18 protein-coding genes are annotated in these 18,389 nt (G+C 66.9%); 12 read left to right on the top strand and 6 right to left on the bottom strand.

Translation table 11 applies throughout. The annotated features are described in order from the left end of the window. Nucleotides 1–45 precede the first annotated feature (45 nt). The 5 genes from LCM15_RS05770 (at nt 46) to ptsP (ending at nt 5,193) form a co-directional block, all read left to right on the top strand. On the top strand, nt 46–480 hold the full coding sequence (locus LCM15_RS05770) for a DUF1178 family protein (protein ID WP_224854149.1): 435 nt from the start codon (nt 46–48) through the stop codon (nt 478–480). Beyond that, nucleotides 480–1,124 carry an SDR family NAD(P)-dependent oxidoreductase gene (locus LCM15_RS05775; RefSeq protein ID WP_224854151.1) on the top strand — a complete coding sequence of 215 codons (645 nt, stop codon included), beginning with the start codon at nt 480–482 and terminating at the stop codon, nt 1,122–1,124. The genes LCM15_RS05770 and LCM15_RS05775 overlap by 1 nt, the downstream gene beginning before the upstream one ends. Beyond that, nucleotides 1,102–1,560 (top strand): SgcJ/EcaC family oxidoreductase, encoded by a 459-nt coding sequence (locus tag LCM15_RS05780; protein WP_224854154.1) that lies wholly within the window; start codon nt 1,102–1,104, stop codon nt 1,558–1,560. The genes LCM15_RS05775 and LCM15_RS05780 overlap by 23 nt, the downstream gene beginning before the upstream one ends. Before the next feature lie 110 nt (nt 1,561–1,670). Beyond that, nucleotides 1,671–2,909, top strand: coding sequence for an aspartate kinase (locus LCM15_RS05785; RefSeq protein WP_224854157.1), 1,239 nt, complete (start codon nt 1,671–1,673; stop codon nt 2,907–2,909). A 49-nt stretch (nt 2,910–2,958) separates the two neighbouring features. Further along, nucleotides 2,959–5,193 carry a phosphoenolpyruvate--protein phosphotransferase gene (gene ptsP, locus LCM15_RS05790; RefSeq protein ID WP_224854159.1) on the top strand — a complete coding sequence of 745 codons (2,235 nt, stop codon included), beginning with the start codon at nt 2,959–2,961 and terminating at the stop codon, nt 5,191–5,193. Between the two features lie 341 nt (nt 5,194–5,534). On the opposite strand, the gene LCM15_RS05795 is transcribed toward ptsP, so the two are convergent. Together LCM15_RS05795 and LCM15_RS05800 are read right to left on the bottom strand one after the other, a co-directional pair. Beyond that, nucleotides 5,535–6,284, bottom strand: coding sequence for an EcsC family protein (locus tag LCM15_RS05795; protein WP_224854162.1), 750 nt, complete (start codon nt 6,282–6,284; stop codon nt 5,535–5,537). 49 nt (nt 6,285–6,333) lie between these two features. Then, nucleotides 6,334–6,849, bottom strand: a complete 516-nt coding sequence (locus LCM15_RS05800) for a GNAT family N-acetyltransferase (protein ID WP_224854165.1) — start codon at nt 6,847–6,849, stop codon at nt 6,334–6,336. 49 nt (nt 6,850–6,898) lie between these two features. Here LCM15_RS05800 and LCM15_RS05805 point away from each other — a divergent pair, with 49 nt between their 5' ends. Then, the gene (locus LCM15_RS05805) at nt 6,899–7,501 is read left to right on the top strand and encodes a flavin reductase family protein (RefSeq protein ID WP_224854168.1); all 603 of its coding nucleotides are present in this window, start codon (nt 6,899–6,901) and stop codon (nt 7,499–7,501) included. Between the two features lie 247 nt (nt 7,502–7,748). On the opposite strand, the gene LCM15_RS05810 is transcribed toward LCM15_RS05805, so the two are convergent. After that, nucleotides 7,749–9,377: a SulP family inorganic anion transporter gene (locus LCM15_RS05810; RefSeq protein ID WP_224854170.1), complete on the bottom strand. Its 1,629-nt coding sequence runs from the start codon at nt 9,375–9,377 to the stop codon at nt 7,749–7,751. A 244-nt stretch (nt 9,378–9,621) separates the two neighbouring features. Between LCM15_RS05810 and LCM15_RS05815 the strand changes: the two genes are divergently transcribed. From LCM15_RS05815 to LCM15_RS05825, 3 genes are all read left to right on the top strand, one after another. Beyond that, entirely contained in the window at nt 9,622–10,497 is an 876-nt protein-coding gene (locus LCM15_RS05815; RefSeq protein WP_224854172.1) for an S-methyl-5'-thioadenosine phosphorylase, read from the top strand. Between the two features lie 150 nt (nt 10,498–10,647). Further along, nucleotides 10,648–11,271, top strand: coding sequence for a LysE family translocator (locus tag LCM15_RS05820; protein ID WP_224854175.1), 624 nt, complete (start codon nt 10,648–10,650; stop codon nt 11,269–11,271). A gap of 7 nt (nt 11,272–11,278) precedes the next feature. Further along, the gene (locus LCM15_RS05825) at nt 11,279–11,818 is read left to right on the top strand and encodes an adenine phosphoribosyltransferase (RefSeq protein ID WP_263619562.1); all 540 of its coding nucleotides are present in this window, start codon (nt 11,279–11,281) and stop codon (nt 11,816–11,818) included. 251 nt (nt 11,819–12,069) lie between these two features. On the opposite strand, the gene phaZ is transcribed toward LCM15_RS05825, so the two are convergent. After that, entirely contained in the window at nt 12,070–13,329 is a 1,260-nt protein-coding gene (gene phaZ / locus LCM15_RS05830; RefSeq protein ID WP_224854178.1) for a polyhydroxyalkanoate depolymerase, read from the bottom strand. Nucleotides 13,330–13,491: 162 nt separating this feature from the next. Between phaZ and LCM15_RS05835 the strand changes: the two genes are divergently transcribed. The 3 genes from LCM15_RS05835 to LCM15_RS05845 all read left to right on the top strand — a co-directional run bounded on the left by LCM15_RS05835 (nt 13,492) and on the right by LCM15_RS05845 (nt 16,824). Further along, a complete protein-coding gene (locus LCM15_RS05835; protein ID WP_224854181.1) occupies nt 13,492–15,285 on the top strand; it encodes a PHA/PHB synthase family protein in 1,794 nt (597 codons plus the stop codon). A gap of 132 nt (nt 15,286–15,417) precedes the next feature. Continuing rightward, entirely contained in the window at nt 15,418–15,864 is a 447-nt protein-coding gene (locus tag LCM15_RS05840) for a phasin, PhaP (protein ID WP_224854184.1), read from the top strand. Nucleotides 15,865–16,146: 282 nt separating this feature from the next. Continuing rightward, nucleotides 16,147–16,824: a phasin gene (locus LCM15_RS05845; RefSeq protein ID WP_224854187.1), complete on the top strand. Its 678-nt coding sequence runs from the start codon at nt 16,147–16,149 to the stop codon at nt 16,822–16,824. A gap of 133 nt (nt 16,825–16,957) precedes the next feature. Here LCM15_RS05845 and LCM15_RS05850 read toward each other — a convergent pair whose 3' ends face one another. Continuing rightward, nucleotides 16,958–17,584 carry a CoA transferase subunit B gene (locus tag LCM15_RS05850; protein WP_224854190.1) on the bottom strand — a complete coding sequence of 209 codons (627 nt, stop codon included), beginning with the start codon at nt 17,582–17,584 and terminating at the stop codon, nt 16,958–16,960. Beyond that, the gene (locus tag LCM15_RS05855) at nt 17,584–18,288 is read right to left on the bottom strand and encodes a CoA transferase subunit A (protein WP_224854193.1); all 705 of its coding nucleotides are present in this window, start codon (nt 18,286–18,288) and stop codon (nt 17,584–17,586) included. Before LCM15_RS05855 ends, LCM15_RS05850 begins: the two co-directional genes overlap by 1 nt. Nucleotides 18,289–18,389 lie beyond the last annotated feature (101 nt).

Here is an 18,389-nt window from a genome sequence, read left to right on the forward strand (position 1 = left end):
CAGCCCGAACGACTAGGTATTTCACGGTAATCCCGGAATAATCGAATGATCCAGTACTCCCTCAGATGCGCGCAGGACCATCGCTTCGACAGCTGGTTCCAGTCCGCGAGCGCCTTCGACAAGTTGCACGCCGCCAATATGGTGACCTGTGCCGTCTGCGGCTCGACCGAGGTCGAGAAGGAGCTCATGGCGCCGCGCGTCAATAGCGGCGGCGAGAAGCCCAAGGCCGCGCCCGACACGCCGCTCTCGGCCCCGGCCAGCCCGGCCGAGCAGGCTCTGAAAGAGCTTCGCAAGAAGATCGAGGCAACCTCGGATTACGTCGGTCGCGATTTCGCCCGCGAGGCCCGCGCCATGCATTCCGGCGAGGCCCCGGCGCGCTCTATCTGGGGCGAGACCCGCGGCGACGAGGCGAAGAAGCTGATCGAAGAGGGCGTCCCCGTCGCCCCCCTGCCCTTCCTGCCGACACGGAAATCGAACTGATGCGCACCCTGATCACCGGCGCCAACCGCGGCATCGGCGCGGCGCTCGCCTCCGAACTCACCGCGCGCGGGGGCGAGGTCATCGGCACCGCCCGCAACAGCGAGGGGTTCGAGCGCCTCGACGTGACCGATCCGGCCTCGGTCGACGCGCTGGCGAGACGTCTCGACGAGACCGCGCTCGGCGCGCTGGTCTGCAATGCGGGGGTCTATCTCGACAAGGGCCAGCCGCTCGAGGGCGGCTATCCCGCCGCGATGTGGGCCGAGAGTTTCGCCGCCAACGTCACCGGCGTGTTCCTGACCGTGCAGGCGCTGCTGCCGCATCTGCGCCGGAGCGCCACGCCGCGCATCATGATCATCTCGTCGCAGATGGCTTCGCACACCCGTGCGCCGGGCGGCAGCTACATCTACCGCGCCTCGAAGGCCGCGGCGCTGAACCTCGGGCGCAACCTTGCCGCCGACCTAAAGCCCGAAGGCATCGCCGTCGGCATTTACCATCCGGGCTGGGTGCAGATCGACATGGGCGGCACCACGGCCGATCTCACTCCCGGGGACGCGGCCAGCGGCCTGGCCGACCGCCTCGAGGCGCTGAGCCTCTACACCACCGGCTGCTTCGAGACCTGGGATGGCCGCGCCCATCCCTACTGAGCCGGAGGGCTTTCCCGCCGCCTTCGCCCGCGCCTGGGCCAGTCGCGAAGGCGCGCAGATTGCGGCGCTGTTCACCGAGGATGCCGATTTCGTCAACGTCACCGGCCTGTGGTGGACTGGGCGCGACGCCATCGCCAAGCCCCACGACTACGCGCTCAAGAGCTTCTTCGCCGACACCGAGCTGCGCCCCGGTCGCACCGAGACGCGTCTGCTCGGCCCCGACCACGCGGTGGTGCGCTGTCGCTTCACCCTGAGCGGGCAACGCAAGCCGGATGGCGGCACCGCCGGAGCGCGCCAGACCATCCTCGTCTTCGTGCTGCAACGCGGGCCCGAGGGCTGGCGCGCGGTGACGGCGCAGAACACCGACGTGGTGCCGGGCAAGGAAACCCACGTCAACGACGGCGGGCTGCGCGCGGTGGACTATCGCGCGCCATGAGCGACGGGCGCGGTGCCCGGGCACCCCAACGCCAAGCGCTTGAGCCTCTTGCGCGACACGCTGCTCCCGCGTAAACCGCGCCTGATTCAAGGCCATCCGGGGAAACTCCCATGCCCGTTCTCGTGATGAAATTCGGCGGCACGTCCGTGGCAACGCTCGATCGGATCCGGCGCGCTGCCAAACGCGTCGGCGTCGAGGTGGCCAAGGGATACGACGTGATCGTGATCGTCTCGGCCATGTCCGGCGAGACCAACAAGCTCGTGGGCTATGTCGAGGAAACCTCGCCGCTGTTCGACGCGCGCGAATACGACGCCGTGGTCAGCTCCGGCGAGAACGTCACCGCCGGCCTGATGGCCCTGACCCTGCAGGAGATGGACGTGCCGGCGCGCAGCTGGCAGGGCTGGCAGGTGCCGCTGATGACGACCAGCGCCCACAGCGCCGCGCGCATCGTCGACATCCCCACCGACAACATCACCCGCAAGTTCGGCGAGGGCATGAGGGTGGCCGTCGTGGCGGGCTTCCAGGGCATCTCGCCCGAGGGCCGCATCACCACGCTAGGACGCGGCGGCTCGGACACCACCGCCGTTGCCTTTGCCGCCGCCTTCGAGGCCGAGCGCTGCGACATCTACACCGATGTCGACGGGGTCTACACCACCGACCCGCGGATCTGCGACAAGGCCCGCAAGCTCGACCGCATCGCCTTCGAGGAGATGCTCGAACTGGCCTCGCTCGGCGCCAAGGTCCTGCAGACCCGCTCGGTCGAGCTGGCGATGCGCTACAAAGTGAAGCTGCGGGTGCTCTCGAGCTTCGAGGAACAATCGGACGAGGCCGGCACGCTGGTCTGCGACGAGGAGGAAATCATGGAACTGAACGTTGTCTCCGGGGTCGCCCATTCCCGCGACGAAGCCAAGATGACCCTGATCTCGGTCGCCGACCGTCCGGGCATCGCCGCCGCAATCTTCACCCCGCTCTCCGAGGCGGGCGTGAACGTCGACATGATCGTGCAGAACATCTCGGAAGATGGCCGCACCGACATGACCTTCTCCTGCCCCACCAACCAGGTGGCGCGCGCGGAAGAGGCGCTGAAGAAGTCGCAGGAGGCCGGCGACATCAATTTCCACCACCTCGTGGCCGATACCGACGTCTGCAAGATCTCGGTCGTGGGCATCGGAATGCGCTCGCACACCGGCGTGGCGGCGAAGATGTTCAAGGTGCTCTCTGATGAGGGCATCAACATTCGCGTCATTACAACTTCCGAGATCAAGATTTCTGTCCTAATCGACCGGAAATACATGGAACTCGCGGTTCAGGCACTGCATGATGCCTTCGAACTCGAGAAGGCGGCCTGAGGATATCCCGGGTCGCCCTGGAATTGCGACGGGGACAGGTCTGATCACCATGCCGGATGGCACGGAAAGCGAAAGCCGCAAGCTGCTTGGCCGGCTCCGCGACACCATGGCCGAAGAAGCGGCCGGGCAGGAGCGGCTGGACAAGATCACGCATCTGACGGCGGATTCGATGGGCACCGAAGTGTGCTCCATCTACCTGTTCCGTGATGAGCAGACGCTCGAGCTTTGTGCCACCGAGGGCCTGAAGCAGGAAGCGGTGCACCACACCCGGATGAAGCTGGGCGAGGGCCTTGTCGGCCGCGTCGCGCGCACTGGTCAGATGGTCAACACCGCCGACGCCCCCTCCGAGCGCGGCTTCCGCTACATGCCCGAGACCGGCGAAGAGATCTATTCGAGCTTCCTCGGCCTGCCGATCCAGCGCCTCGGGGAAAAGCTCGGCGTGCTGGTGGTGCAGACCAAGGACAAGCGCGAGTTCACCTCGGACGAGATCTACGCGCTGGAAGTGGTGGCGATGGTGCTGGCCGAGATGGCCGAGCTTGGCGCCTTCATCGGCGAGGGCGCGGCGCTCAAGGCGCGCCATACCCAGCCGGCGATGATCCGCGGCGTCACCGGGCAGGAAGGCACAGCCGAGGGCCATGTCTGGCTGCACGAACCGCGCGTCGTGGTGACCAACCTCGTCACCGACGATCCCCAGCGCGAGCGCGACCGGCTGGAGGTGGCGATCGAGGAGCTGCGCGTCAGCGTCGACGAGATGCTCGAGGGCGCCAGCGGCGAGCAGCTCGAGGTTCTCGAGGCCTACCGCATGTTCGCCAACTCCAAGGGCTGGCGCACCCGCATGGCCGAGGACATCGACCGCGGCCTCTCTGCCGAGGCGGCGGTCGAGAAAGAGCAATCGGTTGCCCGCGCCCGCATGAGCCAGGTCGCCGATCCTTACCTGCGCGAGCGGCTGCACGATCTCGACGACCTGTCGAACCGGCTGCTGCGCATCCTCACCGGTCAGGGCCGCGAGACCGGCGCCGAGATGCCCGCCGATCCGATTCTCGTGGCGCGCAACATCGGCCCCGGCGAGCTGCTGGATTACGGACGCCGCCTGAAGGGCCTCGTGCTCGAGGAGGGCTCGGTCGGCAGCCACGCGGCGATCGTCGCGCGGGCGCTGGCGATCCCGCTGGTCATCCATGCCAGCCGTGTCACCAACGAGGCGCTGAACGGCGATCACATCATGGTCGATGGCGATCAGGGGCTGGTGCACCTGCGTCCCGACGACAGCATCGTCACCGCGTTCCGCGACAAGATCGCCATGCAGGCGCAGGCGCAGGAACGCTACGCCTCGATCCGCCAGAAGCCCGCGACCTCGCTCTGCGGCAGGCGCGTGCACCTGCTGATGAATGCCGGCCTGCTGGCCGACCTGCCCTCGCTGCCATCCTCTGGCGCCGAAGGCGTGGGGCTGTTCCGCACCGAGCTGCAATTCCTGATCCGCAACAAGATGCCGCGCCGCACCGAGCTGGTCGAGGTCTACAAGAGGGTGATGGACTCCGCCGGTGACAAGCCGGTGGTGTTCCGCACGCTCGACATCGGTTCGGACAAGGTGCTGCCCTACATGAAGCCCACCGACGAGCCCAACCCGGCGCTTGGCTGGCGGGCGATCCGCGTCGGCCTCGACAAGCCGGGCGTGATGCGGATGCAGATCCAGGCCCTGCTGCGCGCCTCCGGGGGGCGGCCGCTGTCGGTGATGTTCCCCTTCGTCGCGCAATACGAGGAGTTCCGCGCCGCGCGCGCCGAGGTCAATAAGGCTCTCGGCATCGAGCGCAAGCTCGGCCACGCGGTGCCCGAGAAGATCACCATCGGCACCATGCTCGAGACCCCGAGCCTCGCCTACGCATCGAAGAAGTTCTTCGAGGATGTCGAGTTCATCTCAATCGGCGGCAACGATCTGAAGCAGTTCTTCTTCGCCGCCGACCGCGAGAACGAGCGGGTCCGGCGGCGCTATGACACGCTCAACGTCAGCTTCCTGACCTTCCTCGAGCAGATCGTTCAGCGCTGCTCCGAGACCGGCACGCCGCTGAGCTTCTGCGGCGAGGATGCGGGACGGCCGATCGAGGCGGTCTGCCTCGCCGCCATCGGACTGCACCGCCTGTCGATGCGCCCGGCCTCCATCGGGCCGGTGAAGAGCCTGATCATGCGCACCGATCTCGACGCGCTCTACGATGTGATCTGCGATGCCCGCGACCGCGGCGAGCAGTCGGTGCGCGACTCAGTGCTCGAGTACCTGCGCTGGAACGGCTGAGCCGGACGATCACTGCCGGCTGGCCCATCGGCGCGCCCGTTCGAACCAGCCGCGCCTGAAGCGGCCCGCCCGCGTCGTCCGCACCGCAAGTGAGCTTTGAAAAGCGCCCAACCAGATGATCGCTCTGGTCGGACGCCCCCTCGATCATGCACGCGTCGTGCGCCGTTCTGGCCACGGACACTCCCGCGCCTTTCGCGCGGGAGCGGCTTTGAAGCGAACAGGGTCGACAAGACCGCCGGCGCCGGCTGAACATCCCGCAGCCCGCACCTTCGCCCAGGCACCGCACGGGCCGGCTTTGCCGCCCCGCAGGTCCTGACTAGCGCCGAAACCCGAAAAAGTGGTTAACCCCGGATCATCTCGGCGCGCAGCGCCTCGACCAGAGCAGTACGCTCCTGCCCGCTGTCGCGCGCCAGCCTGAGCAGCCCGAAATGCACGAACGCCATCTGCTGGTAATAGCTGGTGTAGGCGTAATTCGTCGCCGCCCCCGCCGCCGCGCCAAGCACGGGAACGGTCTGCGCCGCGAGCTTCTGCCCCATCACCGTCGCCAGCTTCGGCGAGATGCTGCGGATCAGCCCGTGCACGGTGGTGCCGGTCAGCGTGACCCGGGCCGACAGGAACCCCATATCGGCGCCGTCGTCGTGCTCGAGCGGCCCCGCCGCGCCGAACACCGCAAGGCACTCGCGCCGGATCTCGGGGTCGTTCGGATCGAAGCCGTGCTCGGCGGCGATGCCCTGAATGGCGCGCAGCAGCACCGTCGTGGTCACCGGCAGCTCGGCCAGCGCCGTCGGCAGCCCCCCGGCCCCGCCGGCGGCCCCCATGGCGGTGGTCAGCGCGGTGTTGAGCCAGCTTTTCTGGTCCGGCACCACCCCGCGCGAGCCGGCGGCGGCGCGCATCGCGGTCTCCAGCGCCCGTTCGGTGGCACTCTCGAGCCGGTCCTTGACCTTGTCCGGCAACCGCTCGAGCAGGTTTTCGGCCTGCCCTCCGATGATGTTGAGGACCTGCAGCCCCACGCCCCCCGCCGAGCGGTAGCGGCGCGCGAGCGCGGCGATCTCCTTGCTGGTGTCCACGGCGACAAGCTCCGTTCCGGTCATGGCGGCCTTCCTTCTTCTCAATAAGAAGATCGGTCCCCGTCGCCGGAATTCAAGCGTAGCGTGTGACCTCGCCGGCCACGCCCTGCCACGCGCCGGGCACCAGCTCGAGCCCGAGGATGCGCTCGGGATTGGTCGGGGGCGGCATCTCGACGCCCGAAAGGTGCCGGAAGCCGAAGCGCTTGTAGTAGGGCTCGTCGCCCACCAGCAGCACCCGCGACCATTCCAGCGCACGGGCGCGTTCGACGGTGTCGCGGATCAGCGCCGCGCCCAGGCCCTCGCCCTGCGCCGTGGGATGCACCGCCACCGGCCCCAGGAGCAGCGCGTGCCACGGCCCGATGCGCACCGGCCAGTAGCGGATGGCGCCGCCGAGGATGCCGCTTTCGTCGCGGGCCACCCGGCACAGCTCGGCCACCGGCGGCACCTCGCCGCGCAGGCGATAGGACGAAAGCAGCGTCCGCCCGGGGGCAAAACTCAGGTCGTAGAGCGCTTCGACCTCCCACCAGTCGGCCGGCTTTTCCTGTGACAGCGTGAACAGCGCCGCTTCTCCCGTGCATTCATCCGTCATTCGGCCTATCTGTTTCGGCACAAAGCTGCAAACAGTTGAGAGGACAGCAATGTTCTACCGTCCCGAGGATGGCCACGGCCTGCCCCACAACCCGTTCAACGCCATCGTCAGCCCGCGCCCGATCGGCTGGATTTCGACCCGCGGCGCCATGGGCGACAATCTGGCGCCCTACAGCTTCTTCAATGCCGTGGCCTACGTGCCGCCGCAGGTGATGTTCTCGTCGACCTCCCAGAAGGACGACCGCGGCGACACCAAGGACAGCGTCGCCCAGCTGCGCGAGACCGGCATGTTCTGCGTCAACATCGTCGAGTTCGCCATGCGCGACGCGATGAACCTGACCTCCGGCCCATGGGAGGCCGGCAAGGACGAGTTCGCGCTGGCCGGGCTCGAGAAGGCCGAGTGCGAGACCATCGACTGCCCGCGCGTAGCCGCGGCGCCGGCGGCGCTGGAATGCCGGGTGGTGGAGATCGTCAAGCTGCCGGGCGCGGCCAATTTCGCCACCTTCGGCGAGGTCACCGGCGTGCATATCCGCGATGATTGCCTCGTCGACGGACGCTTCGACATCACCACCTTCCAGCCCCTGACGCGCCTCGGCTACCGCGACTACTCGGTGATCCGCGACGTCTTCGAACTCAAGCGCCCCGGCGAATGACCCCCTCCGCCTGAGGGCGCCCGCGCCCACCACAGGCCAGCCCCCCTTCTCTACGCCGGCAAATACTCCGGGGGAGTCCGCGCGCCTCGCGCGGACGGGGGCAGCGCCCCCGAAACGGACCCTGCCACAAGCCCCAACCGTCGGCAGACCGGAATACCCAACCAAACGGGGCGCGCACCGCAAGGTGCGCGCCCCCTGGCGACGCGGGCGAAGCCCGCGGCGCAATCCCTCCTGACACATCCGGCGATCAGTGCCCGCCGAGGATCCCCGTGCGCACGTGGTAATCCACCGCCAGCGCGTAATCGGGGTCGTCGTCGCTGTCGACCATCAGGTGCCCGGCCTTGCTCAGCAGCCGGTGACAGTCCCGCGACAGGTGGCGCAGCTGCAGCCGCTTGCCGGCGGCCTCGTATTTCGCCGCCATCGCCTCGATCGCCTGCAGCGCCGACTGGTCGACCACCCGGCTGTCGGCGAAGTCGACGATCACCGTCTGCGGGTCCTCGGCCACGTTGAAGATCTCGGCAAAGCCCTCGGCCGATCCGAAGAACAGCGGCCCCTGCACCTGGTAGACCTTGGCGCCCTCGGGCGTGGTGTAGCTGCGCGCGTGGATGCGGCGGGCATTGTTCCAGGCGTAGGCCAGCGCCGAGACGATCACCCCCACGACCACCGCGACAGCGAGGTCTTCGTAGACCGTCACCACGGTCACCAGCACGATGACGAAGGCGTCCGTGAGCGGCACGCGGAACAGGATCCGCAGCGAGTTCCACGCGAAGGTGCCGATCACCACCATGAACATCACGCCCACCAGCGCCGCCAGCGGGATCAGCTCGATCAGCGGCGAAGCGAAGAGGATGAAGCTCAGCAGGAACAGCGCCGCCGCGATGCCGGCGATGCGGGTGCGGCCGCCGGAATTCACGTTGATCATCGACTGGCCGATCATCGCGCAACCGCCCATGCCGCCGAAGAAGCCAGTGACGGTGTTGGCCGCCCCCTGCGCGATGCACTCCTGGCTGGCGCCGCCGCGCTGGCCGGTCATCTCGCCCACGAGGTTGAGCGTCAGCAGGCTTTCGATCAGGCCGATCGCGGCGAGGATCACAGCGTAGGGCAGGATGATCTCCAGCGTCTCCCAGTTCAGCGGCACCGCCGGGATGTGGAAGGCCGGCAGACCGCCTTGGATCGAGGCCAGATCGCCGACCCGCGGCGTGTCGAGCCCGAGCGCGATCACCAGAACGGCTGTGACGGCGATGCCCGCGAGCGGGGCGGGGATGATCTTGGTCAGCTTCGGCAGCAGCCAGATCACCGCCATGGTCAGCGCCACCAGCCCCAGCATCAGGTAAAGCGGCATCCCGCTGAGCCATTCGCCGCCCGACGTGCCATGCCCCGAGACCTCGGCGCTGCCCGGCACCTTGAACTGGGTGAGCTGCGCCATGAAGATCACGATGGCAAGCCCGTTGACGAAGCCCAGCATCACCGGGTGCGGCACCAGCCGAATGAACTTGCCCCAGTGCATGACCCCGGCAAAGATCTGCAGGATGCCCATCAGCACGACGGTGGCGAAGAGGTATTCCACCCCGTGATCGGCCACCAGCGCCACCATGACCACCGCCAGCGCGCCCGTGGCGCCCGAGATCATCCCCGGCCGGCCGCCGATCACTGCGGTGATCAACCCGACCATGAAGGCGGCGTAGAGCCCCACCAGCGGGTGCACGCCGGCGACGAAGGCGAAGGCCACCGCCTCGGGCACGAGAGCGAGAGCCACGGTCAGGCCCGACAGCAGGTCGGTCTTGATCTGGCCCGGCGTCAGCCGGGTGGTGGGCGCGATGCTGAGATCGGGCATCGAAATGCGTCTGGCGTATCGTGCCAGGAGGGCCTTTGCCATGAGTCTGTCCTGTTGCTTTGCTGCTGCGCGCCTGCGCGGATACTGCAGCGCGGCAAAAATTGCCAGCGTTTCGACCCGCGACGCCGCGCCTGCAACGGTCCAAGGCCGTTTCTAAAGCCGCCCAACCGATCGCGCGGGCGCCCGGGGGCTGTCCGCGAGCCTCCAGCCCTGTTTCTCGGCCTTTTCATCCGCGCCCGCCGCGGGCACTCTGGCCCCCGAGACACGGCAGCGGCACGGAGGCCCCATGAGCACCACCATGATCGGCGTGATCGGAGGATCCGGGGTCTACGATCTCGACACGCTCGAGGACAAGCGCTGGAGGGCGGTCGAGACACCCTGGGGCGCCGCCTCGGACGAGATCCTCACCGGCACGCTCGACCGCGTGCCCATGGCCTTCCTGCCGCGCCATGGCCGCGGCCACGTGCACAGCCCCTCCTCGGTGCCCTACCGCGCCAATATCGATGCCCTGAAGCGTCTGGGCGTCACCGACGTGATCTCGGTCTCGGCCTGCGGCTCGTTTCGCGAGGAGTTGGCGCCCGGTGATTTCGTCATCGTCGACCAGTTCATCGACCGCACCTTCGCGCGCGAGAAGAGCTTCTTCGGACAGGGCTGCGTGGCGCATGTCTCGCTCGCCCATCCGACCTGCCCGCGGCTTGGCCAGGCCTGCCTGAGCGCCGCGCGCGAGGCCGGCATCACCGTGCATGACGGCGGCACCTACCTCGCCATGGAGGGACCGCAGTTCTCCACCCTGGCGGAGTCGCGCATGTATCGCGACGGCTGGGGCGCCGACGTGATTGGCATGACCAACATGCCCGAGGCCAAGCTCGCCCGCGAGGCCGAGCTCTGCTACGCCTCGGTCGCCATGGTCACCGATTACGACTGCTGGCACCCCGAGCACGGCGCCGTCGAGGTCTCGGACATCGTGCGTGTCCTCACCGGCAATGCCGAAAAGGCCCGCCGCCTCGTCGCGCATCTGCCGGGCCTGCTCGGCCCCTCCCGCGCGCCCTGCCCGCATGGCTGCGACCGGGCGCTCGAGCACGCGCTGCTCACCGCCCCCGGACACAGGGACCCTGCTCTCCTGCAGCGGCTCGACGCGGTGGCCGGGCGGGTGCTGGGCTGAGCGGCCCGTTCCATCTCAGCGCAGTGCGATCGCGCATGACAGATCCCGGCCCGCAGTGAGGCCTCCGCGGGACAGTCTCCGACGACATCCCGCAACCCTGTTGCCAGTCAACGCGCAAAGCGACACTCTGCGCGCAAACAAGGAGTTGTGATGCCCCTCGACCTCTGGCTTACCTTCGTCGCCGCCTCGACCGCGCTGTTGCTGATCCCCGGACCGACGGTCCTGCTGGTGCTGTCCTACGCGCTGTCCAAGGGCCGCTCGGTCGCCGTGGCCTCCGCCGCGGGCGTGGCGCTCGGCGACCTCACCGCCATGACGCTGTCGCTCGCCGGGCTCGGCACGCTGGTGATGGCCTCCGCGACGCTGTTCACCGCGCTGAAATGGGCCGGCGCCGTCTATCTCGTCTGGCTCGGCGTCAAGCTGCTGCGCTCCGCCCCGACGAGCGGCCTTGCCCTGCCCGCCACCGAGGTCACCGCGACGGGCGTCTTCGTCCATGCCGCCGCGGTCACCGCGCTCAACCCCAAGAGCATCGCCTTCTTCATCGCCTTCGTGCCGCAGTTCCTGACGCCCTCCGCGCCGCTGCTGCCGCAATTCGCGATCCTCGTGACCACCTTCGTCACCCTCGCCGTGCTCAACGCGCTGGCCTACGCGCTTGCCGCCGACCGGCTGCGCAGCGCCATCGCCCGCCCCTCCGTCATCGCCTGGCTGACCCGCGCCGGCGGCGCCGCGCTGATCGGCATGGGGCTTCTGACCGCCACCCTTCGCCGCAGCGCCTGAGAGAGACATGATCCAGCAAAAACAGGTCCAAGACTACATCCGCTCCATCGTCGACTTCCCGCATGAGGGCATCATCTTCCGGGACGTGACCACGCTCTTCGCCGACCCGCGCGGCTTTCGCATCGCGGTCGACCAGCTGCTGCACCCCTATGCCGGCCTGCGATTCGACAAGGTGGTCGGGCTCGAGGCCCGCGGCTTCATCCTCGGCGGCGCGGTGGCGCACCAGCTCTCCGCCGGCTTCGTGCCGATCCGCAAGAAGGGCAAGCTGCCCGGCGCGGTGATCTCCGAAAGCTACACGCTGGAATACGGCGAGGCGGTGGTGGAGATCCACGACGACGCCATCCGCCCCGGCGAACGCATCCTGCTTGTCGACGACCTGCTCGCCACCGGCGGCACCGCCGAGGCGGGCATCAAGCTGGTCGAGCGGCTGGGCGGCGAGATCATCGGCTGCGCCTTCATCATCGACCTGCCCGATCTCGGCGGCCGTACCCGGCTCGAGGCCATGGGCATGGACGTGCACGCGCTCTGTGCCTTCGAGGGGCACTGACCCCGCCGCGCCCGGGGCCTTGGCCAAGGCCGCACCATTTTGAGTATTTGGAACGTGAAGAAGATTAGGCGCGGCGCCCTGCCCTTCTCTTCGTCGAAAATACTCCGGGGAGCGTGAGGGGCTGGCCCCTCACCGGCCTGCCCTCTCCACAAGCCACGACCAGCGGCAAGCGCGTCACGCCGCCAGAGACGCCGAGGCCCCCGCCGGGGCGGGGGCCGAGACAGACTGTGCGCCGCAGGCGCGCCGTCAGGTCAGGCCGCGTTGGCGGCGCTGCGAGGTTTGCCGGCGTTGGCGTCGATGAACTCGAGCACCAGCGGACGGATGTTGTTGCGCCAGCTCTTGCCGGCGAAGATGCCGTAATGGCCGGCGCCCGGCTCCAGGTGCGACGCCTTCTTCGCATCCGAGAGCCCGGTGCAGAGATCCAGCGCCGCGACGCATTGGCCGGGGGCCGAGATGTCGTCGTTGGCGCCCTCGACGGTCTTTACCGCCACGTCGGTGATCTTGCCGATATCGACCTGCTTGCCGTCAACCATGAAGCGGTTCTCGGCGATCTCGCCGTTCTTGAAGATCCGCTCCACCGTCGAGAGATAGAATTCCGCCGGCATGTCCATCACCGCGAGATACTCGTCGTAGAAGCGGTTGTGGGCATCGTGATCCGAGGCCTCGCCGCGGGTCACCCGCAGGATCTGGTCGTTGAACGCCTTGGCGTGCCGCTCGGCGTTCATCGCGATGAACGAGGTCAGCTGCAGCAGGCCGGGATAGACCAGACGGCCCACGCCCTTGTACTTGAAGCCCACGCGCTGGATCATCGATTCCTCGAGCTGGCCCATGGTCACGCGGTGGCCGAAATCGGTTACCTCGGTGGGCGTCGCGTTGGGATCGATCGGGCCGCCGATCAGGGTCAGCGTGCGGGGCTGCGCCTTGGGGTCGAGCTCGGCCAGGTAGGCGGTCGCCGCCAGCGTCAGCGGCGCCGGCTGGCACACCGCGATGACGTTGGTCTCGGGGCCCATGTGGCGCATGAACTCCATCAGGTAGAGCGTGTAATCCTCGATATCGAACTTGCCGCAGCTCACCGGGATGTCGCGGGCGTTCTTCCAGTCGGTGACGTAGACCTCGGCATCGGGGATCAGCGAGATTACCGTGGAGCGCAGCAGCGTCGCGTAGTGGCCCGACATCGGGGCGACCAGCAAGATCTTGCGTGCCTTCTCCTCGCGGCCCGTCACGTTGAAGTGGATGAGGTTGCCGAAGGGTTTCTCGAGCACCGTCTCCTTCTGCACGAGGTGGTCCTTGCCGTCGTTGCAGGTGATGGTGCGGATGCCCCAGCTCGGCTTGACCACCATGCGCTCGTAGCTGCGCTCGGCCACCTCGCCCCAAGCCGCCATCCAGGTCAGCGCCGGGTTCGGCATCGCCGCGAAGGCCGGGTAGGAGGCCATCGCCTTGGCGGTGGCGCCGAGCCATTGATTGGTGTTGCGAAGGGATTCCATCAGGTCGTAGGTCGCCATGAATCGCATGAGCGAAGTCTCCTGTCTCGTGACACGCCCAAGCGTTCAGAGCCCTGGCCGCCCCCTCCTTTGCAGCCCGGACCGCTTCGACGTCAAATGGATTCGCCGCTTTGCCATCGGCTGCAGCGCCGTTATCGTTCTTGATAAGGAAGATAGGGGGGATTCGAGCGCATGACAACAAAAGCCACCGCGATCGGCCCTGAACGCGAGAAACTCGACGCCAATCTCGCGAAGATCGAGGAATTGTCGCAGCGTTTGATCGAAGCGCTGGCCCATCGCAAGCCGATCAACGCGGCCCTGAACGGCCCCGAGCCGCTGCTCTACGCGCAGGCGATGCAGGCCTACTGGCAGGAGTCGATCACCAACCCCGCCAAGGTCTTCGAACAGCAGGTCGGCTACTGGGGCAAATCGCTGAGCCACTTCCTCGAGGCCCAGAAGGCGCTGAGCGAGGGCCGCCTCGCCCCGCCCGACGACCCCGGCCCCACCGACAAGCGCTTCAAGAACCCGCTCTGGGACAGCCACCCCTATTTCAACTTCATCAAGCAGCAGTACCTGATCAACGCCGAGGCGATCCGCAACGCGGTCGACGAGATCGAGGAGATGGATCCGCAGGAGAAGCGCCGCCTGCGCTACTTCGCCCGGCAGATCACCGACATGATGGCGCCCACGAACTTCTTCGCCACCAACCCCGACGCGCTGCAAAGGGCGGTGGAGACCGAGGGCGACAGCCTCGTGAAGGGGCTCGAGAACCTCGTCGCGGATCTCGAGGCCAATAACGGCGAACTGGTGGTGCGGCTGGTCGACGAGGAGGCCTTCGAGGTCGGCGGAAACATCGCCACCGCCGAGGGCAAGGTGGTCTGGCGCAACCGGATGATGGAGCTGATCCAGTATTCGCCCACCACCGATCAGGTGCGCGAGACGCCGCTGGTGATCTTCCCGCCCTGGATCAACAAGTTCTACATTCTCGACCTCAAGCCGCAGAACAGCCTGATCCGCTACATCGTCGATCAGGGCTACACGCTGTTCGTGGTGAGCTGGGTCAATGCCGACGAAAGCTACCGCGATGTCGGGCTCGAGGATTACATCGAGGACGGCTACCTCACCGCGATGCGGGTGGTGCGCGAGATCTGCGGCGTCGACCGGCTCAACGTGGTGGGCTACTGCATCGCCGGCACCACGCTGGCGCTCACGCTGTCGCTGCTGAAAAAGCGCGGCGACAAGCAGATCAAGTCTGCCACCTTCTTCACCGCCCTCACCGATTTCAGCGATCAGGGCGAGTTCGTGCCGTTCCTGCAGAACGATTTCGTCGATGGCATCGAGAAGGAGATCGAGGCCAGCGGCATCCTCAAGAGCTTCATCATGTCGCGCACCTTCTCGTTCCTGCGCTCGACCGACCTGATCTACACCCCCGCGATCCGCTCCTACATGATGGGCGAGACGCCGCCGGCCTTCGACCTGCTGTACTGGAACGGCGACGGCGCGAACCTTCCGGGGCGGATGACGATGCAGTACCTGCGCGGCCTGTGCCAGCGCAACGAGTTCGCCGAGGGCCGGTTCGAGCTCATGGGAGAGACCCTCGACGTGCGCGATGTCGACGTGCCGCTGATGTCGGTCACCGCCGAGACCGACCATATCGCCGCGTGGAAGGACTGCTATCGGGGCGTGCAGAAGATGGGCTCGCGCTCGAAGACCTTCGTGCTGTCGGAGTCGGGACATATCGCCGGAATCGTGAACCCGCCCAGCAAGAAGAAATACGGCCACTACCTGAACCCCGACCTGAGCCTCCCGGCCCCCGAATGGCAGCAGAGCGCGGAGTATCACGCGGGAAGCTGGTGGCCGGTCTGGGAGGCGTGGCTGCGCAAGCGCTCGGGCAAGATGGTCACGGCGCGCGAGGCCGGCGATTCGGAGCATCCGCCGCTCTGCGACGCGCCCGGGACGTATGTGCGGGTCAAAGCCAACCAGTAAGTGTGCTCAACTACTGGTTTATGCCGCGATGCAGAAATTCCCCTTGAAATGCTGCACTGCAGCATTCATATTGTTGTCAGCCGACGAATACGGGGGGTGGGCCCCCGAGGCAGACAGACAGGAATTTTTGAAATGGCCGCCAAGACGCAAGACTACACCGCCATGATGAAAGACATGATGGGCGCCTTCCCCGTGGACACCAAAGCCATGGACGAAGCGTTCAAGACCACCGCAACGCTGAACGAAAAGCTCTCGGCCGTGGCTCTGGAAGCCGCCGAGAAGTCGACCGAGATCTCCGCCAAGTGGACCAAGGACACGCTGACCAAGCTGGCCGACATGTCCAAGGTGAAGCAAGAGCCGGCCGACTACGCCAAGGCAATGACCGATTTCGCCTCCGCTCAGGCCGAGGTTGCCGCCGAGAACATGGCCGCCTACGCCGAGATCGCGAAGAAGGTCCAGATGGACACCGTGGAGCTGATGATGGCCGCTGGCAAGGACTTCTCCGAAGACGCCACCGCCGCCATGAAGAAGGCCACCGACGAGATGACCACCGCGGCCAAGAAAGCCAGCGTGAAGTGATCGATCTTCCGGCCCCCGCGGGGGCCGGACCGGAATTGCGCCCCTCTCCTCCCAAACCGGCGCAATGACGTGGGGCGGGTTCCTTCCGGAACCCGCCCTTTTTATCTCGTTTCTTCAAGAAATTGGCCGAACTCACCTTGGCAACAACGCGCGCATGGCGTGTATTTTTCCCTCTAAAACGCGTCAGAACCCTTGCAATGCTGCAGCGCAGCAACGATGTTGTCTAAGCGTAAGCCAAGGCGGATTCTCCGCCAGATCACCCTGCCAAGGAGGAGAGACACGATGGCCTCGACGCAAGATTTCACCGCCGCGATGAAAGACATGATGGGCGCTTTCCCGATGGATATGTCCGCCTTCGAAGACGCTTGGAAGACCTCTGCCGGCATCCGCGAGAAGGCTTCGGCGATCGCGCTCGACGCCGCCGGCAAGACCACCGACATCTCCGTCGGCTGGACGATGGAGACCCTCACCCGCATGGTCGATCTCGCCAAGGCGCGGCCGGCTCCGTCGGACTACGCCCAGGCGATGTCCGATTTCGCGTCGGCCCAGATGCAGAGCCTCAACGCGCACATGACCGCCTATGGCGATGTCGCCAAGTCGGCTCAGAGCGACGCGCTGGCGCTGATGATGTCGGTGGGCAAGGACGCGGCAAACGACGCGACCGCCACCGCGGCAACCACCGCCAAGGCAACCGAGAAGGCCGCGACGCAGACCGCGTCCGCCGCCACGGCCACCGCGAAGCGCAGCACCAGTGCCGCCAAGCGCGCCACGACGGCAGCCAAGAAGACGGCCACCACCGCCGCGAAAGCCGCGCCCAAGGCCGCCGCCCCGGCGCCAGCGCCGGTGAAGAAGGCCGCCGAGGAGAGCCCGGCCGCCGCACCCGCCGCCGCCTCCGGGGCGCCCAAGGCGTCCTCCGAGGCTCCCAAGGCGTCGCCGAGCAAGGACCAGACCAAGAGCTGATCCGGCCTCACGGTACCGACACGGAAAACGCGACCCTCGGGTCGCGTTTTTTTTGCCCTGCCCTACCACACCCGCCAAACGAAAAGCGCGGCCCCGAGGGGCCGCGCCGATCTGCTCAAACGTGAAGAGGCGCTCAGTTGACGATGGTCGCCTCGGTGGCGGCGCGCAGCTCGTCCTCGGTCACGCCATCGGCCAGTTCGACGATCTTGAGACCGCCCTCGACCACGTCGAGCACGCCGAAATTGGTGATGATGCGGTCGACCACGCCGGTGCCGGTCAGCGGCAGGGTGCATTCCTTCAGCACCTTGCTGTCGCCGTGCTTGTTGGTGTGGTCCATCACCACGATGACCCGGCCGACACCGGCCACGAGGTCCATCGCGCCGCCCATGCCCTTGACCAGCTTGCCCGGGATCATCCAGTTCGCCAGATCGCCGTTCTCGGCCACTTCCATGGCGCCGAGGATCGCCGCGGCGATCTTGCCGCCGCGGATCATGCCAAAGCTCATGGCGCTGTCGAAATAGGCGGTCTTGGGCAGCTCGGTGATGGTCTGCTTGCCGGCATTGATCAGGTCGGGGTCTTCCTCGCCCTCATAGGGGAAGGGCCCCATGCCCAGCATACCGTTCTCGGACTGCAGGGTGATGTCCTTGTCGCCCACGTAGTTCGCCACGAGCGTCGGGATCCCGATGCCGAGGTTTACATACATGCCGTCTTCGAGTTCCTCTGCCGCGCGTGCGGCCATCTGATTACGATCCCAGGGCATTATGCGTCCTCCCGGCTGCGCGTGGTGACTTTCTCGATGCGCTTCTCGTGCTCGCCCTTGACGATGCGGTGCACGAAGATGCCCGGAAGGTGGATGTGATCCGGGTCGAGCTCGCCCGGCTCGACGATCTCCTCGACTTCCATCACGCAGACCTTGCCGCACATCGCCGCCGGCGGGTTGAAGTTGCGCGCCGTCTTGCGGAACACGCAGTTGCCGGTGGTGTCGGCCTTCCACGCCTTGACGATCGAGACGTCGGCAAAGATGCCTTCCTCGAGGATGTAATCCTCGCCGCCGAACTGTTTCACTTCCTTGCCCTCGGCGATCTGGGTGCCGACGCCGGTTTTGGTGTAGAAGCCCGGGATGCCGCAGCCGCCGGCGCGCATACGCTCGGCAAGAGTGCCCTGAGGATTGAATTCAAGCTCGAGCTCACCGGACAGGTACTGGCGCATGAACTCGGCGTTCTCGCCCACGTAGGACGACATCATCTTCTTGATTTGCTTGGTATCGAGCAGTTTGCCGAGGCCGAACCCGTCAACGCCGCAGTTGTTCGAGGCGATGGTCAGATCCTTGACGCCGCTCTCGACGATGGCGTCGATCAGAAGCTCGGGAATACCGCAGAGACCGAAGCCCCCGGCCGCGATCAGCATGTCGTCTCGCAGCAGGCCGTCGAGGGCCTCCGCTGCGGAGCCATAGACTTTGTTCATGGATTTCTCCCCTCCTGAAGCTGGTCGCACCGGTTTTGCCGCGCTGCAGAGGAAGTGTCAACGAAGGCAGCCCCGGCCGGTGCCGCCTTCAGCGCTAACAC

This window comes from Salipiger bermudensis (assembly GCF_020171625.1).
GTDB lineage: Bacteria > Pseudomonadota > Alphaproteobacteria > Rhodobacterales > Rhodobacteraceae > Salipiger > Salipiger bermudensis_B.

Excerpts from the sequence above, each read along its gene's own strand:
- LCM15_RS05770 (WP_224854149.1), top strand. The coding sequence starts at position 46 with ATGATCCAGTACTCCCTCAGATGCGCGCAGGACCATCGCTTCGACAGC.
- LCM15_RS05775 (WP_224854151.1), top strand. The coding sequence starts at position 480 with ATGCGCACCCTGATCACCGGCGCCAACCGCGGCATCGGCGCGGCGCTC.
- LCM15_RS05780 (WP_224854154.1), top strand. The coding sequence starts at position 1,102 with ATGGCCGCGCCCATCCCTACTGAGCCGGAGGGCTTTCCCGCCGCCTTC.
- LCM15_RS05785 (WP_224854157.1), top strand. The coding sequence starts at position 1,671 with ATGCCCGTTCTCGTGATGAAATTCGGCGGCACGTCCGTGGCAACGCTC.
- ptsP (WP_224854159.1), top strand. The coding sequence starts at position 2,959 with ATGCCGGATGGCACGGAAAGCGAAAGCCGCAAGCTGCTTGGCCGGCTC.
- LCM15_RS05795 (WP_224854162.1), bottom strand. The coding sequence starts at position 6,284 with ATGACCGGAACGGAGCTTGTCGCCGTGGACACCAGCAAGGAGATCGCC.
- LCM15_RS05800 (WP_224854165.1), bottom strand. The coding sequence starts at position 6,849 with ATGACGGATGAATGCACGGGAGAAGCGGCGCTGTTCACGCTGTCACAG.
- LCM15_RS05805 (WP_224854168.1), top strand. The coding sequence starts at position 6,899 with ATGTTCTACCGTCCCGAGGATGGCCACGGCCTGCCCCACAACCCGTTC.
- LCM15_RS05810 (WP_224854170.1), bottom strand. The coding sequence starts at position 9,377 with ATGGCAAAGGCCCTCCTGGCACGATACGCCAGACGCATTTCGATGCCC.
- LCM15_RS05815 (WP_224854172.1), top strand. The coding sequence starts at position 9,622 with ATGAGCACCACCATGATCGGCGTGATCGGAGGATCCGGGGTCTACGAT.
- LCM15_RS05820 (WP_224854175.1), top strand. The coding sequence starts at position 10,648 with ATGCCCCTCGACCTCTGGCTTACCTTCGTCGCCGCCTCGACCGCGCTG.
- LCM15_RS05825 (WP_263619562.1), top strand. The coding sequence starts at position 11,279 with ATGATCCAGCAAAAACAGGTCCAAGACTACATCCGCTCCATCGTCGAC.
- phaZ (WP_224854178.1), bottom strand. The coding sequence starts at position 13,329 with ATGCGATTCATGGCGACCTACGACCTGATGGAATCCCTTCGCAACACC.
- LCM15_RS05835 (WP_224854181.1), top strand. The coding sequence starts at position 13,492 with ATGACAACAAAAGCCACCGCGATCGGCCCTGAACGCGAGAAACTCGAC.
- LCM15_RS05840 (WP_224854184.1), top strand. The coding sequence starts at position 15,418 with ATGGCCGCCAAGACGCAAGACTACACCGCCATGATGAAAGACATGATG.
- LCM15_RS05845 (WP_224854187.1), top strand. The coding sequence starts at position 16,147 with ATGGCCTCGACGCAAGATTTCACCGCCGCGATGAAAGACATGATGGGC.
- LCM15_RS05850 (WP_224854190.1), bottom strand. The coding sequence starts at position 17,584 with ATGCCCTGGGATCGTAATCAGATGGCCGCACGCGCGGCAGAGGAACTC.
- LCM15_RS05855 (WP_224854193.1), bottom strand. The coding sequence starts at position 18,288 with ATGAACAAAGTCTATGGCTCCGCAGCGGAGGCCCTCGACGGCCTGCTG.